2 protein-coding genes are annotated in these 2,825 nt (G+C 27.0%); both read left to right on the top strand.

Going from position 1 to position 2,825, the window contains the following annotated elements; all coding sequences use genetic code 11:
- On the top strand, positions 1-915 hold a 915-nt coding region (locus AJ881_RS05690), incomplete at its 5' end, for an autotransporter outer membrane beta-barrel domain-containing protein (protein ID WP_148126058.1).
- 203 nt (positions 916-1,118) lie between these two features.
- Positions 1,119-2,825: tetratricopeptide repeat protein (locus tag AJ881_RS05685; protein ID WP_070285347.1), on the top strand; the 1,707-nt coding region annotated here is incomplete at its 3' end.

Genomic DNA, 2,825 nt, shown 5'->3' with positions numbered 1-2,825 from the left:
TCTCAAAGCATTGCTATGTCTGAAAAGGGTAATTTATATGCAGATGCAAGTGATTATATAAAGAGTGATTTAAATAATGGAAGCTATGGTTCTAATAAAGAACATTCTTTATTCATCCTTCCTTATGCTTCTTCACAGAATGTTGAACTTTCTTTAAATGAAGAAAGCAAAGGACACACTAAAGGAACCATTATAGGTTATTCTACTTTAAAAGACAGTGGAATATATGGCGTGTATGCAGGTTATGAAGATACAAGAATGGGTTCAACTTATTTTGATATTAATAATAGAACCTATTATGCAGGTTTAAAATACTTTAATACCTTATTTACTACAGAAAAAGGTCAAGAAGTTTATATCAAAGCTCAAGGTAAAGCTGCTTTGATTAAAAATGATTTAACTAAAAAAATAGGAAATAATGAAGCTAAAGCTGAACCTAATTCTTATGCTTATGGAGTCAATACAGCCTTAGGTATGAATTTTATTTCTAATAAAGATATATTCTCTCCTGAAATAGGTCTTGCTTATGAAGGAGGCTATACTGAAGCTTTTTCTATGAAAGACACTATAGGACAAGCAACAGTTAAAGGTGGAGAAAGAACCTATGCAAACTATTTAAATCTTTTCTCTACTAAAACAAGCTTTACTTGGTTTAGAGATTGGTTGCCTAATTTAAAAACTTCAGTAGAACTTGGAGCTAAGTTTAATATCAATCCTAAAGTAGAAGCTGAGGCTAGATTTGGTAATATAAAAGTAAGTGATGAGTTTGATTTACCAAGAGTACAAAAATTTGTAAGCACTTCTTTTATCGTTCCTGTTAATGAAGCTTTCTATTTTAGTTTAAACTATAATGGAATGTTTGATAAAGATGGCAATACCCATACAGGATTTGCTCAGTTTAATTATCTTTGGTAATCTTATAAAAGATAATACTTAGTTTAATTAGTTTACTTCCCTACTTGTTAAAAATTTCATCCTGATAATTTTAAAATTATTGGGATGGATGTTGTTATATTTTTTTATTTTTGTTTTATTATTTAATTTTATAAAAATATAATTATCTTTTTATGCAACTTATAAGATAATATTAGATTTTAATGTAACTATCAAGGAAAAATATGTTTGATAAAATTCATTATTATTATTTTAATGCTAATTATGAAAAATGCTTAAACTTGAGTGAGCAATTTTTAAAAGAAAGTCCAAAATTTGCTTTAGAATTTGCTATGCTTTCTTCTTATAAACTTTCTCTTTTTCAAAAAGCTTTATATTATGCTCAAGAGCTTTTTTCTTTAAATCCTACAAGTTTTAATGGTCTTATGCTTGCTAAAAGCTATATTGAAAATTTAAGATTTGATGAAGCCTTGAATTTATTACAAACACTTTTAATTCGCAAAGATGATTTAGAGGATGAACTTAAGTTAGAATTGGCTTTTATTTATAAGCTGAGTAATAAATTAGAAGAATCTGAACAAATTTTCAAAGAATTACTTTCTAAAGATATGTATAATCTTAATCTATGGAAAAATTATGCAGAAATTTATTTTAAACATGATTTTACCAAGGCATTAAATGCACATGAGCACTTGTGTCATTTTATGCAAGATTTGATTGATAAACTACAAAAAGGAATCATTGCTGAACAAACCAATCTTAATTTAATTAAACTCGAAGATAGGCTTCATAGTAAAACCAAAGAAAATCTTACTATTTCTAAAATAGAAGATTTTTTAACTCATCAAATTTTACCCCAAAAAGCATACTTGCTTTTTAAGCTTTTTAGAATATCTGATTCTTTAGAACTTTTTCAATCACTACAAGAAGCCAATCAACACCATGCACAGTTTTGGCAAAACTATGCTAAGGTCTTAGAATTTAATTCAAACTATCAAGAAGCTTATCATGCTTATAAAAAATGTCTTAGCTTGGATTCTCATGCAACCTATCAATTTGATTTGGCTTATCTTTTGATGCGTATGGGAGTGGATGATAATTTTGAAGAGGGTAAGAAATATTATGAAAGCAGATTATTTTATGCTCATAATGAAACTTTTTCTACTTATCATTATAATGAAAGCCTAAAAGCTTTTAATAAATTTGGCGTTGATGCTTTTAAAAATAAAGAAGTTTTAGTATTTTGCGAGCAAGGCTTTGGCGATACTATAATGTATGCAAGATGCTTAGAAAAACTTTGTAAAATCGCTTCAAAGGTTTTATTTGCTCCTCAAAGTGCCATGTATGAAATGTTTAAAAATCAAATCAAATTTTTAAATCAAAATGATGATATTTTTAAAAATGTAAAGGTTTTAAAAAATCTACCTACAAATTTTGATTATGCTATTCCTATTTGTTCTTTGCCTTTTTTTATTGATATTAAGCTTGATGAGATTTCACGATTAAAAACACCTATATTGCCACAGAAAAAACCGCATAATCAAAGAAAAAAACTTGGTATTTTTTATGCTACTCCTAATGCTGAAAATTCTGATTTATTAAGAAATGTAAAATTTGAATTTTTATTTGATATATTAAAAAACTTAAATTATGAAATCATTTCTTTTCAAATGCAATTAAAAGAAGAATTACCTAAGGTAATAGAAGATAGAAGTAAGCTTATAGAAAATTGGAATGATACTCTAAATTATTTATATGATATTGACTGTATGCTTAGTATTGATAGTGCTATAGCGCATTTAAGTTTAGCTATGGATATTCCTACTATAGTTCTTTTACATCCTAGGTTTGATTGGCGTTGGGGAAAATTTGAAAATCCTAAAAGTTATTTTTGGCCAAAAGCAAAATGTTTTATCATAAAAGAACAAGAA

It is taken from the genome of Campylobacter sp. BCW_6460, assembly GCF_001762705.1.
GTDB classification, from domain to species: Bacteria; Campylobacterota; Campylobacteria; order Campylobacterales; family Campylobacteraceae; genus Campylobacter_D; species Campylobacter_D jejuni.
Note: the sequence above shows the minus strand (reverse complement) of the source record. Positions and strands in the feature narration are given on the sequence as shown.